The organism is Flammeovirga pectinis, from assembly GCF_003970675.1.
GTDB classification, from domain to species: Bacteria; Bacteroidota; Bacteroidia; order Cytophagales; family Flammeovirgaceae; genus Flammeovirga; species Flammeovirga pectinis.
On record NZ_CP034562.1, the window covers coordinates 4,019,817 to 4,034,223 of the forward strand.

A 14,407-nucleotide genomic window follows, 5' to 3' on the forward strand; every position below is an offset into this window, starting at 1 on the left:
GAATATTAAAAAAGTCCAATTGAATATTCATTCAATTGGACTTTTTTTGTCGGTCTGTCTTATTTCTTTATAAAAATTATTTTACAACAAGTGTTTTCGAGACGACACCTTTGTTTGTTGAGATTCTTAGAATATAAACGCCTTGGCTTAATCCTTTTACATCTATCAACGAGTTAAATGTTGAGCCTTTATTTACACCAGAAATAGTAAATAAATCAATTTTAGAGATAATAGTACCTGCTGAAACGGATACTTTTACAAAATCTGAAGAGGGGTTAGGGTAAACCAATAACTCTGACGCCAAAGTTACATTATCTAAAGCTAAAGCCTCTTCAGTTTTTTCTACTAACATTTCGGCTTTAATCTCACGTGCTGTATATGGAGTACCATAAGATGTTTCTCCCGCTGGTGTAGAAATTGTCAATTCTAATGTACCAGCCTCTTCAAAAGTAATCGTCATATCCTCTAATGAAGCAGATGCACCTGAAGTAACCACTTCTAATCCAGGAGCAGTAGTTAAGATATTCATTTCCATTGAAGGAGTTTCATTAATACTAACTGCTGAAGGTAAATCATAGGTAATCACTGGAGAATACATGTAATATTCTTTTTCATGTAAAATCCATTTTCCTAACTCATTATCCCATCGTTCAGTATGATTATAGTCCGAAATGTTATGTCTAATACCTAACCAATCTTCTAGTTCAGTATTCCAAGTATAGGTATAATCATCACGTGTCTCTTTTCTATCAGGTACAAATTCATCTTTATTAGAATCATAAATATAATATTCACTATATCCGTTTTCCCAATTGTTGTAGTCATATCTATTTTCCTCAATACGGTCTTTCATCCAAGCTCCATTTATCCAATCTTCATACATAGAAAAACTAAGAGAATATTCTCCATTATAATAATCATCTTTAAGTGTTGTTCTCCTTTCTAAATTTACCCATTCTCCACTAACACCTATAGCTATTTCATGAACATACTGATCCTCTTCATTGTGATAGTAAGATTCTTTAAAATACTTATACCAATTAGCTATTTCTGATGACCATCCGTAATACTCATTAATATCAACATCTCCAAAGGTGTTTATATTTTTTTCAGCATTAACCCAAGTATCAGTAACCCATTCTTCTTCGATTCTAGTAGAGATATTATCTTCAGTAGTGTAGGTATGTGCCCTTACATATTGCCATGTATTATCAGAGTATTTCAATTCTGAATAAGCTGTTCTATCACCATCAATATCTCTTTTCCTATCACCTATCCATTCCTGTTGCTTATCACTCCAATTATACGATATTTCAGAAGTCATAACTTGCTCATCATTATAGGTATATTCATATTTATAATGAGGTACCCAATCTAGATTATCATAATCCCAATTCAAATAAACAAACAATATTCCGTTCCCATGCGTATCAGACTTCTCCTCGTAAGCAGAGCTTCCTTCCCAAACATTATTACTATTATCCCAATAATAGCTTGCATACTTGTAATAAGTATTTCCCTCATCATCAAGAGTATAACCGTTATCATATCGGTAATTTCCAATCCACATTTCGCTATCAGAACTCCAATAATAACTAGCAGAAGCTATTGTTTGTCCACTATCATTCGTTTTAAATTCTCTTTTGAAGTAATTCTCAAATTCAGAACCATTAACTTCATAAGAAATATCGGTATAAACATCTTTATCCTCAGAATATGTCATACTATATTTTTCTTCAGGAACAAAAGTAGTTCCATCATGAGAGTATTGAGCAATACCTGATTGTATTCCATCAGTAAACTCGTACATATACTTTTCAGATTCTACCCATACAGGTTTATCATAAGTACCGTTATTATTATAGTAAATTCTACTTGTTAAAACACCTGCCATAGAATCTTCAATAACTAAATAATTCTTGTAATAATCTATTAAAGAATCATTACTTACTTTTAAATTATAAGTAGATCTAAAATAGTCTTGATTAAAGTGACGCTCATATAAAGTCATTTCATTATTATCAGAATTTTGGAAATCTGTTAATTTAGATTTCAATTGAGTATCAAAATCACTTGATGCATACCAGCTTTTATACTCATATAACGCTTCATCCTTCGACACATTAAAGGTTGTCCCTATCTGTACAAAAGTATCTAAATTATATCTTATTTCTTCTTGATTTGAAATTACCCAATCATTACCTGAATAATAAGAATATGTATAATCGTGATCAAGATCGTTTAAATAACTCCAATTCTGCTTAGAACTCAATACATACTTTGAGGTTTCAGAATTCCAATTTGAATAAATATTTTCATTTTGTCTTCCTTCCGAATCATATGCATATTCATTTTTAGAAGAAAGTGTCCATTCTCCTTCATTAAATTGATCAAAAACGGATTGAGTTACTTGATTTAACTCATTAAATGAATAATGATAACGATATCCGCTAGAATAGTACTCTAAACTAGTATCCCATGAATATTGATATGAAACCATTGTTTGATTTCCATTATCATCAAAAGCATATCTATCTTCCCAAGAATTCACCCAACTATCAGTAATATAGTTTTGGCGTTTATATAAAACCCGATTTCCATTGTCATCATGCTCATAATGGTATTTATAACCATAACTGTTTTCTTCATCATCCCAATCAGAAAGATAACTGTTTATTATAAGGTTACCATTATCGTCATAGTCATATTCATATTTATAATTACCTTTCCAAGCTTGATCTGTTTCTGACCAATTGTAATCAGCACGTAAAATTGTATAATTTGAAGTGTAATCTCCATTATCTACCTCTTTATAAGCTCTTTCGTACTTAGTACCAGATACATAATTATCTGACTTACCGTAACGGTAAACTTCCAAAAGTTGATTTCCATTTTCATCATATTCAAATTCATGCTTATAACTTTCATCTAATCCCCAATCGTCAGGAGCAACTCTTTGCTCTAAAGTCAATCTATCTTCATTATCATATTCTAAAACCTTAGAAGATATAGCAGTTGCAGCCCAGTCAGAATCAGCACTGTCAAATTCTTCAATTTTAGTAAGTAAATCATTAGAATTGTATTTATACTTTTTCAACCAATGACGATTCCATTCTATTCCATCTCCGCTATAATCAGCTACTTCTACTTCATCACCATTTTCATTATAAGTATATTTGTGCTTCCAACTATTCTCCCAAACACTATTTTCCAAACTCCAATAGGCTTCTTCCGTTGTATATGAATTTTCATCAGATGTATAAGAATATCTAGAAGAATTCACCCAATCACCTGAATCTGTACTCCAATATTGATAAGTATGAACAGAACTATTATCAGAAGGGTACTCATATAAATCCTGAGAAGAATATAACCAATTATTTTCACCATCATTAGTAGCATAGTTATTTAATAACTGACGACCTTCTGAGTCATATTGATATTCATTCTTAAATTCTTTTATCCAACTATTGTCAATACCACTATAATTAGCGTATAAAGTTTGGTTACCATTTTCATCAAATGCATACTCATTTTTAAAAACCTTTACCCATTCTTGATCGACATAATTAAATGCAGCTTGAGAAAGCTTATTATCATTTGAGTCATATGTATTTTGTTCTAGAATAGAATTTACCCATTCATTATCTACTACATCATAGACAACTCCCTCTAAAAAATTACCATTTCCATCATACTTAAAATCAGATGCAAAATATTTTATCCATTCATTATTTGAACCAAAATATGATCTATATTCAGTTCGATATCCATTAGTATCAAAAGCATATTCATATTTGTAAGACTTTAACCACTCACTTGACTCTTTTTCATAATATTCAGAAATTGATGAAGTCTGCATATCATTTTCATATGTAAAAGCTTCACGGTAATCAGGAATAAATTCATTTGATTCTTTATTCCAATTAGAACGAACTGAAGTTTCCATTAAACCTTCTGAGAAATAAGTATAGTCATATTTATGATCTGCTACAAATGCCATAGCATCTATACCCCAATCGTAATTAATATCTGATAATAATTGACCATCTGCATTATACTCTCTTTCATATTTATCACTACCTTCCCAAACTTGTGAGGCTTTATTCCAATTATATTGCTCATAAAGAACTTGATTCCCGAACTCATCATAAGAATAATTATTTTTCCTAGAATTCACTAAACCTTCTTCTGTTCTTGAATAATATTTTTTCAAAGAAGTTAAAAGATTTCCATTTTCATCATTAGTAATTTCTTGCAGTGAATAATCTCTCCAATATCCTAAATAATTATACCATTCTATTTGTCTATAGCTATTAGTATATCCATTTTCATCATATGTATATGAATATCCGTATCTTCCTACCCAAGTCTGTAGTGCTTTATTAAAAGTATATTCTTTAAATGATTCATATTGCAAACTTTGATCAACTGCATTATCATTAGATACATACTTAAACTCTCTCTTTAAACTAGGCTCTAATTCTTTAGTATTTTTATTATATAGATAGTACTCATAACTACCTTCTACTTCTGAAACCCAATTATATTTTTGAGTCGAAGTTACTGTTAATGTACCTTCGATAATTTCTTTGAATTCAATTTCTGCTAAAAAATCATTTTCATCTCTAAGGTAATTACGTTCAGAAAAAATCTTAAATTCTCCATTTGTATCTTTTCTGTGTTCTATTATCTGTAACTTTCTACCTATTTCATCATAAGTTTGATAGACTTTTCGTGTTAATACCGAATCATTATCCGCTACATGTTCATACCAAACAGTAGAATCTAATTGTAAAATTATTTCATCTTCTACTAGAATTCTTGAACCACTTTTGCCAATAAACTCTTTGTCTGTTAGAGGAATATTGGTATTTATAGTAGAAGAATCTAATGACATTCCAAGATCCTTATTACTTTTATCTAAAGTATTTTTAGATAGTAGAGAAGGGATTTTTTCAGCTATCCAATCATTTCTACGTTTCAGTAATACACCTTTCTTATTTAAAGGAGCAAAATCGATAAAAGATTCTACTAAGTGTAAGGGCATTTCTTTTTCTGAAAAAGAAATTGTTTGTTCTTCTTTAGCGTCTAAACCTTTCACTTTAAATCTTCCTTTAGAAAGGTCAATAGTTTCAGTTTTAAACTCTAATTGAGTTGGAGAAAATAGCTTTGATTTTTCCTCAGGGTGAGTAGGTTTCACTGCAAAAGGATTTTCTTGCAATTCCTTTTCTGCCTGAAGTTTGATTCTATCTTCTTTAGATACATACTTAAACTGTAAATTGTTCTTTGTTGCTTCTTCTACAATTTTTGCATATTCAAGACTGTGCTTTTCCTTTAAGAGTCTATTTTCTCTTTCTTCTAAAAGCTTTTCTTGGTCATGTTTTTCATGTTGAAGCTGTTCTTTAGACTTTTTCAAGTCTTGCGGTGGCACTTGTTGAGCATAGGTCAACGTAGGTATAAGGACTATACCTATTGAAAATAGTTGCTTTAAGTTCATTTTTTAAATTATTAGCATAATAGTTATTAGATCTGTCACCGTTGTAGATTACTTTCGTAATTAAACAGGTGATAAGAAAGTATTTTTTAAATGAATAGCTATTTGTAAATATTAGTCATGTAAAAGATAGTTTGCTTATTTTCAGTAACAAAGTCGCTATAAATATAATGGTAGGATTCTTTTTTTGCAAAAAAATGTCAAAAATTTTCATTTTTATAAAACAAAAGCACATGTAAATAGGAGTCTAAAAACTAAGAAAACTGTCTTACGCAAAGGAGAACGAGTAGATTACACTTCATTTCTGATTAAATTTGTGCGTTATTTACCTACAATATTACAGCGTGTTTTATAAATTACATTTACTATAAATACGTCGTTACTTTATGGTTTAATACTTCAAATACTACTAACAATTTTTCTATAACTTAAGGTATCGCCTTAAAGGTAATTATTATCGATGGTCTGATAAAAGGGTATTTTGCAAGTGAAAATGTTATAGAAATTCAAGAAAAATTAAATACAATAGAGAAAAGACAAGCTGAGATAGAATTATATTCTTGTATTCAGATATTTTAAAAATAAAGAAAAAAGCTACCTCCCATAAAGAGGCAGCTTTTCAACTTAAGTTCCAATTGTAACTTTCTACTTCTACTTTCTATTTATTTCTGCCACCACATTTGAGTTTCCAACTTATCACCACCAATTCTAGAAGCAGCAGTACTTCTATTAGTTGGATTAAGTTGTTGTTCAGACGATGGATATGTATATCTTTGAATAATAATATTTCTACTTGGTCCTTCTGCAGGTGGAGCGAGTGGAGCACCTCCTAAACGAATTGCTTCTCTCCACCCGTTAAATGGCGAATTGTAATTTGCTATCCATTTCTGAAGACCAATAATCTCTTTAAATGTTTTACCACTAGCTAAAAGCGTTGTATAATCTACATTTGCCTGCACTAAATATGCAGTAATGTCTGTATCTTCTACGCCCCATTCTTTCATAGATGCTGTAATTGCTTCGTTATAATACATCTGAGCTTGTGTAGTATTACCTTGTCTAGCAGCTTGTTCTGATTGGATAAAAAACGTTTCTACAAGAGAAAATAATTTACCCACCTGCGTAGGATCTTGCTGATAACTAGGTGCTATGTGAGAATATTTACTGAAAGTAGTTGATGCTCCTCCATATAAAATACCTTCATAAATCACTTTTGTGACTACTTCTCCATCTGCATCTTTTAGTGTATCTCCTTTACTATCAAATTGAACTTCTTGAAGATTATCATCTATATAAAATGGTCTTCTAGGGTCTTCTAAATCATTTAGAGCATCTACTAAAGTATTGGCCATATTAAATTCAATAGGTCTATTAGAGCCAGTTACATCCCAATATTCAAATACAGGATTAGCATTTGGGAACGTACTTTTGTAAGGGAACATTGCTTCTCCTTCAAGATCATTTATAAATCCTTTTGAAGCGGCTAAATCAAAATATTTTTTAGAATTTGCAGCATCAACATCGGCAATTCTCATGGCCATTCTCATCATTATTGATCCTGCAAAGTTCTTCCATTTCAAAATGTCTCCTTTATAAATTATATCCGTTGATGTAAATGCAGTTCCAGAAAGATCTGTATTTACCACTTCTTCTAAAACACTTAGAGTTTTCATGTAAATAGACTGTGCATCATCGTATTGAGGATAAATTACTTTATTATTACCCAAAGCTTCTTCGTAAGGAACATCCGTAAAAAAGTCTGTTAATTGTAACCAAGCATACGATTCTAAAATCTTAATAATTGCCATCTTATTAGTGTATTCTTGCTCAGGAATAACTTCTCTTTCACCTTCTACAATAGATTTTGCATCCTTTAAATCATTCAGAGCTATATAATAATAATCCCAAATTGTGCCATTTATGTCTCTATTATCAATGTAATACTGCGACTCACCAACATATTGTACTTGCATCCAATATTGTGCAAATAACCTTGTGTTACCCCAGTTTACACTTGGGTTTTGTTCAACATCAACTAGTTTTTGTTCTGTAGTTGATATCAAATAAGCGGCATCAATAGTAAGAGGTTTCTTAGGGTCTGTATTGATTTCTTCATATTCTGATGTACAAGAAATAAAAGCATTTAGTATAATCAGAAGAGGAATATATTTTTTCAATTGTAAATACATAATTGATATTATTTTCTAGTCGTTTGACTATGTAATTACTGTTTTATTAATTTTTATAATTTAGCTTTTACACTAAACCCAAATGTTCTTGTTGTCGGGGTAGAGCCAGACTCATAGCCTTGAACATTACCAGATCTAAGTGTGATTTCTGGATCGAAATAAGGGAAGTTTTTATGAAGAATTGCTAAATTTCTACCGTAAACACCCAGTGTAATCGCATTAAATGGACCTTTTGTAATAAGATTAGATGGGAGAGTATAGGTGATACTAACATCTCTTAATTTTATCCAAGAGGCATCATAAATATAGACAGCATCTGGGTTTTGATTATAGTTAAATGCAGATCCACTACCTGATACATCATTAGGTACAAATACATCATTTGGAGATCCATCTTCTTTTACACCTTCTAATAATAATCCACCTCCGTCTGCAAGAGAACTTCTAGACGGGTTTCCTTTAGAATTTAATCCTGCTGTTTCTTCATATAAACCCGTAGATAACCCGTATCTATATGATTGTGAGAATATTTCACCTCCAATTGACATATCAATAAGTGCACTTAATCGAATCCCTTTATAAGATACAGAAGTAGAAACTCCACCAGTCCAATCTGGTTGCATATTACCAATTATTTCATCAGAAGTTGTAGCACCTTCAGCATCAGAGGCGTACATATAGAAGCCCTCATCGTCTACCATTTTGCCACCATTTTCATGATATTTAAAATTTGTTCCTTTTATTGCTCCATAAGGCTGACCAACTGCTGCAGTAACAGATGCTGTACCTGTAAGCTCTCCTAAAACAAGGTTTTCTACACCATTAGATAAAGAAGTGACTTCAGAAATGTTTTTGCCAAAATTAAAGCCTACGTTCCATTCTAATCCATAAGAAGTACGAACAGGAGTTGTGTTAAGAGAAATTTCCATTCCTTTATTTCTTACATCTCCCGCATTTTGATATTGTGAAGTATAACCTGTAGCACCTGTTGTTTGTACACCTAAGATTTGGTTTCTTGTAGTACGATCATAGAAAGTAAGGTCAAGACCAATTCTTCTCTGGAAGAACATTACCTCAAGACCAAGCTCTAATTCGTTTGTCAACTCAGGTTTTAATTCTGGGTTATATAATGTAGATCCTACAGAAGAACTACTCTTACTGTATTTGGGAACATCGCCAAATTTACCAACAGAATTATAATAGTTTGTAGTGTTATAAGGTGATGTATCGTTACCAACTTGTGCATATCCAAACCTAACCTTACCAAAAGATATTACATCACTATTTTTTAAAGAATTAAGTTCTGTAAAAATAAAAGATGTAGATACAGCAGGGTAGAAGAATGAATTTTCTGATGGTGGAAGTGTAGACGACCAGTCATTTCTTGCAGAAATATCTAAATACACCATATCTTTCCAACCTAAAGATGCATTTGCATAAACACTTTGTACTTGTCTACTCGATACCACTTCATTAATAACATATTCTGGTGATACGGAGTTACTTAGTGCATATAAATCTTTTACAACTAAACCACCTCTTGTCGCATTATACAATGAATAGCTATTTTGTGTTCTTACATTACCACCAATCATAGCCGTTAAAGAAAGGTTATTAGCAAAACGTTTATTGAAATTTGTTCTAATATCAAAGTTAGTCTCTTTACCATTCTTCTTATAAATGTTATATTCTGGAGTATCTGTTCCACCAACAGCAATTCTTTCTTCTTGCTCTAAAGTATATGTATCAATTGCTCCAATACCTGTTATAGACCACCAGTCTGTTAATTTGTAATTCAAATTAAAATTACCATACAAGCGATCTCTAGAATCGTTCTGGTAATTTTTAAACCTAACCCAATAAGGATTATCAAAAAAGGCAGGTTTACCATCTTCAATACTTCTTCTATTCCAAGTATTCTGATTTCCAGCAGCATCTACATAACTTCTTTTTAATCTATCAAAATCTAAGTTAGTTTGGAACCATTGGTTAAAAGATTGTCCAACATTTCTAGGATCATACCCTGTGCCATTTCTACCAAGACCTTCTACGGTAATATAAGATCCAGAAAATGATACTTCAAACTTATCTGATAGTTTATGAGAAGCCGTAAAATTGATATTATTCCTGTTAAGGTTAGAATTAGGAAGAACACCTTTAATGTCTTTGTAGGTATACCCTAATCTAAAATTAGATGTTTCCGTACCACCATCTAAACCAATATTATAAGTTTGTGTAACACCTGTTTCATAAAAGTGTTCAGGTCCTTTTTCTGAAGCAACATAAGGTCTAGTTTTTCCATATTCGGCCGTATTTGATGGGTCAAAACTATCCCAATGTCTTACTTGTAAATTGGGATCAAACTTAGGACCAAAAGATGCATCATCAGAAAAGTTTACCGTAGGGTTCCCATTTTCATCTGTTTCGGTAAAACCACCGCCAATACCACCATAACCTGCACCATATTCTTTTTGATATTTTGGCATAGTCGCAGTATTAATTTTATCAAAAGATACGTTTGCACCCACTGTAACACCTATTCCTTTCTTTTTAGTACCTTTCTTTGTAGTAATCATTATTACACCATTTGCACCCCTAGAACCATAAAGGGCAGTAGCTGTTGCACCTTTTAAAACAGAAATTGTCTCGATACTATTAGGGTCAATATCTTGTGATAGGTCTCCATAATCGTAACCACCGCCACCAGTACTTTGGCCACTTTCATTGCTGTTAGAATTAGAAATAGGCACTCCGTCTACAACGTATAACGGTTGATTACTAGACCCAATTGTTGAGTAACCTCTAATTATTACATTAGAAGAACCACCCATATTCCCAGAGTTTCTTACTTGTAATCCAGATACCCTTCCAGACAAAGAATTTGTAATATTCTCTCCAGCTGTCTCAGAAAACTGATCACTTTGTATTTTCTGAACAGAATAACCTAAAGACTTTTCATCTCTTGTAATCCCTAAGGCCGTTACAACTACCTCATCCAGTTGTTCAATGTCTTCTTCTAAGTTTACGTCAATTTTATTACTACTTCCAATTTTTATTTCTTTTGATTTGTATCCAATAAGTGTATAAATCAATGTCGCATCTGCTTCTTTAATTATTAATTGATAATGACCATCAATATCAGTTACACTACCTTGTGATGTCCCTTTTATTATTACAGCAACCCCAGGCAGAGGTGCATTAGTTTCGTCAAGAATTGTTCCTGATATAGTTCTTTCTTGTGCCGTTACAAAATGTTGTAAACCAAAAACAAGCAAGACTAGTACTACTAGTTTTCTCATGATTTTAATAGATGATATTAGTTTGAAAAGTAGGTTGATAGCATGCTAGTTATGCATGCCTTTTAAATAATTGATTTAAAAAAATAATTTAGTAGATGAATATAATGTATTACATATTTATTTAGTATGTGATGATTTGAGATTTAGTTTTAATTGATCAATAAAAATTAATAGCTATTTAATTATTTAACGTATTCAAAATTAGTTTTTTATAATTGATAATTGCAAGTTTTAAACTTTTTGATTCAATTGAAAAAAATGACTTAGATAAGAATAATACAAGAAAAAGAATAGTCAATATCGAATCATAAAAGTATAGTACAATTTTTTGAACAACTGATAACAAAACTTAATAGCCGTATTTTAACATTACAGAAGTGTTAAATACACATTTATATGTCGTTTTGGAATTTTTTTTAGGAATAAGAATTGATTATTAAGACTACTATAGTTTCAAAATTGAGAATTTATGTAAAACATTTCCCCCTTTACTTCCCCAATAAATAAAGTATAGTATCTTTATAAATCAAGTGCTGTATATGAGGTGCCAAATTAGTACCTTTTAGATCTTCTCAAATTTTTATATCCATGTTTTTCGAAAAATATATCAATCAATTTGCTTTCATTTTCTGTTTATTAACGTCATGTAATACGCCATCATCATTTAATCATCTACAAAAAGAAGAGAATAAATACAATCTCTCTACTATAGATGAACTAAAGGATACTGCTTATACAGATAAAATAGATAAATTTTATAATAAAGGGAACGAAGGGTACTTTAAAGGAAAAGAACAAGTAGAAATCTATTATAAAACCTTTCAGCAGAAGAAAGAAGATAGTCCAGCTATTGTTATATCTGCAGGCCGTACAGAGGCAGCGATAAAGTATAAAGAATTAATTTTTGATCTATTTATAAATGGCTATTCTGTTTATATTATAGACCATAGAGGGCAAGGCTTATCGGGTAGGATGACAAATGATCCTGATATGGGATATGTAGACAACTTTCAATATTATATAGACGATCTGAAATTCTTTTATGATAGTCTTGTAGTTTCAGGTAAGCATAAAAGAAAATATTTATTGTGTCACTCAATGGGAGGTGCAATTGGAATGACCTATTTAGAACAACATACAAAAGATTTTAATGCTGCTGCTTTTTCATCGCCAATGTTAGGTTTGCCATTCGGATCTTGTGGAGGAGCTAAGCTACTAGAAAAGGATACAATTGCTTATGCTCCAGGAGGGGGTAAATATGCACCAACTCCTTTTAAAGAAAATACACTAACAGGTTCTGTTTTAAGATTGGAAAGAATGAATGCTGTTTTTAAAGAAGTTCCAAAAGCAAGATTAGGTGGAGCAACGTATGAATGGGTTTTAAAATCATGCAATCAATTTGACTACATTAATAGTAATATAGATAAAATTGAAACACCATTTATTTTGTTCTCAGCAGAAAATGAACAAATAGTAAATACGCAAGCTCATGAAGAATTTATTATTAGCGCTCAGAGTATAGGTAAAGTTTGTGAAGGACATTTAGTAGAAGATGCTCAACATGAATTATTAATAGAGAAAGATATTGAACGTACCGAAACGATTAATCATACATTAGATTATTTCGATAAGTACAAATAATTCTTGATTTCGAAATAAGCTAAGTAAGCTAAAATAAAGGCTATAAATCCATATTAAAGGTAGATAATACAATATTATCTGCCTTTTTTTAAGAAAAAGAAGTTCATTTTAGGAAAATGTAAAATGATTTTCCATATTTGGTCAACCAATCACCAGTTGATTGGTTGACAAGTTAAACAGTTAGTACGCTATAATACTAATTGTAAAGTAAGCTACAAGAATGAGATAAGCAATCTCATGCTACAATGAATTAGAATTTAACACATGAAATAATAGAAAGTAGTTCTAAATCAATAGTGTAATAAATTTCACCAGAAGTATACTTGTTGTATACGGATGTTGGTTAGGTGACAATTTATTTCCGATTAAACTACTTGATTAACAAATCGATAAACACTTAAAATAATGGAACAAATTCAATCTAAAGCTTTTTTCGTCTCGTCTGACAACGAATGGGAAGAGTTAGGAAATGGTATTTCTCGACAAATCATTGGCTATGACAACCAATTAATGGCTGTTAAAGTTAAGTTTGAGAAAGGTGCTGTCGGTTCTCCGCACGAGCATTTCCATTCTCAAGTTACATATGTAGTAGAAGGTTCTTTTAAAATGAGAATTGGTGATGAGACAAAAATCATCAATAAAGGAGACGCTTTCTATTGTGAACCTCACGTAGAGCATGAAGCATTATGTTTAGAAGACGGCATGTTGATTGATACGTTTGGTCCTGCTAGAATGGACTTTCTAGACGGTTCTAAACCTGCTTATTTAGTAGGGAAGTAAGCCGTCAATAATCGGTTTTAATTAAAATTGATGTTGAGACTACTTAGAATAAAAGATACTATTAAACTAAAAATAAACAAAATACAACTATGGTTTTATCGGGAAAGGTAGCAGTAATAACAGGTGGTGTTCGTGATATTGGACGCTCAATTACATTAGCAATGGCAGATGCTGGAGCTAAATTAGTAGTAAATTATTACGCTGATGAGGAAGGTGCAGCAGAAAATGCAGCTGAAACTGTAAGATTAGCAAAAGAAAAAGGAGCTGAAATTATTACTGTTCCTGGAGATTTGATGAAAGCAAAAGACGTTGAAAACGTTATTGCTCAAAGTGTAGAAGCTTTTGGAGAAAAAGTAGACGTTCTTGTAAACGTTGCGGGTGGAATTATTGGTAGAAAGAAGATCGAAGAGCAAGACGAAGATTGGTACAATTTACTTATGGACTTAAACATGAAAACTGTTTGGTCTATGACAAAAGCAGTACGTCCTTACTTAGGTGAAGGTGGATCTATCGTGAACTTTGCTTCTCAAGCAGGTCGTGACGGAGCTGGAGCTGGAGCATCTTTATATGGTGCATCTAAAGCTGCAGTAATGGGCTTTACAAGAGCAATGGCAAAAGAATTAGGCGGTATTGGTGTGCGTTGTAATGCAATCTGTCCTGGTATGATTAATACTAAATTCCATGATGATCACACGCCAGATCAAGCACGTGTAAATGTAGCTGCGGCAACAGCTTTACGTCGTGAAGGTCGTGCAGAAGAGGTGGCTGATTTAGTAGTATACCTAGCGTCAGAAAAATCATCTTTCATGTCTGGTAACAATATAGACATCAATGGTGGATTAGCATTCTCTTAAGCAAAACATCAAGAGTTATCGTACTTTTTCTTGCCTTTTTTGTGTGAAAGTGTGATGGATAAAAGTCTATAGTTTCTATTTTGAATAGACAGAAAATAGTAAGATAAAATTTCCGGTTTCTTTTGATTTTTTGCTTAGTAGAATAAG

Annotated in this window: 6 protein-coding genes; 3 read left to right on the top strand and 3 right to left on the bottom strand. The window is 31.7% G+C overall.

Annotation, left to right across the window (positions count from 1 at the left end; all coding sequences use genetic code 11):
• Nucleotides 1-76: 76 nt before the first annotated feature.
• The 3 genes from EI427_RS16265 to EI427_RS16275 all read right to left on the bottom strand — a co-directional run bounded on the left by EI427_RS16265 (nucleotide 77) and on the right by EI427_RS16275 (nucleotide 10,985).
• Nucleotides 77-5,500 (bottom strand): T9SS type A sorting domain-containing protein, encoded by a 5,424-nt coding sequence (locus EI427_RS16265; RefSeq protein ID WP_126616698.1) that lies wholly within the window; start codon nucleotides 5,498-5,500, stop codon nucleotides 77-79.
• A gap of 659 nt (nucleotides 5,501-6,159) precedes the next feature.
• Nucleotides 6,160-7,686: a SusD/RagB family nutrient-binding outer membrane lipoprotein gene (locus tag EI427_RS16270; RefSeq protein ID WP_126616700.1), complete on the bottom strand. Its 1,527-nt coding sequence runs from the start codon at nucleotides 7,684-7,686 to the stop codon at nucleotides 6,160-6,162.
• A gap of 53 nt (nucleotides 7,687-7,739) precedes the next feature.
• Nucleotides 7,740-10,985: a SusC/RagA family TonB-linked outer membrane protein gene (locus EI427_RS16275; protein ID WP_126616702.1), complete on the bottom strand. Its 3,246-nt coding sequence runs from the start codon at nucleotides 10,983-10,985 to the stop codon at nucleotides 7,740-7,742.
• 588 nt (nucleotides 10,986-11,573) lie between these two features.
• On the opposite strand from EI427_RS16275, the gene EI427_RS16280 reads away from it, so the two are divergent.
• From EI427_RS16280 to EI427_RS16290, 3 genes are all read left to right on the top strand, one after another.
• Entirely contained in the window at nucleotides 11,574-12,626 is a 1,053-nt protein-coding gene (locus EI427_RS16280; RefSeq protein ID WP_126616704.1) for an alpha/beta fold hydrolase, read from the top strand.
• 405 nt (nucleotides 12,627-13,031) lie between these two features.
• Nucleotides 13,032-13,406: a cupin domain-containing protein gene (locus EI427_RS16285; RefSeq protein ID WP_126616706.1), complete on the top strand. Its 375-nt coding sequence runs from the start codon at nucleotides 13,032-13,034 to the stop codon at nucleotides 13,404-13,406.
• An 89-nt stretch (nucleotides 13,407-13,495) separates the two neighbouring features.
• The gene (locus EI427_RS16290) at nucleotides 13,496-14,260 is read left to right on the top strand and encodes an SDR family NAD(P)-dependent oxidoreductase (RefSeq protein ID WP_126616708.1); all 765 of its coding nucleotides are present in this window, start codon (nucleotides 13,496-13,498) and stop codon (nucleotides 14,258-14,260) included.
• The last annotated feature ends 147 nt before the right edge of the window (nucleotides 14,261-14,407 follow it).